Origin of the sequence: Flavobacterium sp. RHBU_24, assembly GCF_046613695.1 — a bacterium.
Classification (GTDB): domain Bacteria; phylum Bacteroidota; class Bacteroidia; order Flavobacteriales; family Flavobacteriaceae; genus Flavobacterium.
On sequence record NZ_JBKJHD010000055.1, the window covers coordinates 1 to 505 of the forward strand.

Sequence of the window (505 nt, forward strand, 5' to 3'; positions counted from 1 at the left end):
CGTATAGGCCGTGGGCGTTGCAATATAGGTGGTAAGGTCAGTGGTGTCGCCTGCCTCTGCTGCCAGCTCGGTGGTATAGTACTCCACGCTAAAATCAGCCGGGTTTTGTATGCCCAGTGCCTCGGTGCCCGCATCCGTTAGGTTAAAGTAGCTTACCGTGCCGTCGTTCGCACCGTCATAATCACACTCGGTTATCGTCTGGTGGACTGTTATCGGGTAGGCTATCGCGGCTTCCTCGGCATATAAATCCAGCGGAAGGCTAAGTTCACACTCCGTTATGTTGTTTTGTACATGTACCCGTATCGTCTGGTGGGTCATAACGGTATTGGTATACACGTGCGGCAGCGCCGTACCCGCAGCTTCCGCCGCGGCGTTAAGGTAGAACCTGATGGTGTAATCCGCTGGGGTGGCACCGTTTGCCGTGAGTATATCCGTTATATGGCCCATCAGGTTAAACTGGGTGTAGCCCGTGCTGTTTGGCTCGCATATCGCATAGTAGTCAATA

The 505-nt window shown here is 53.7% G+C and carries 1 protein-coding gene; it reads right to left on the reverse strand.

The genetic code is table 11. The features are described from left to right. The coding region (locus tag ACLI09_RS18040) for a hypothetical protein (protein WP_411421038.1) at positions 1–505 on the reverse strand (505 nt) is incomplete at both ends.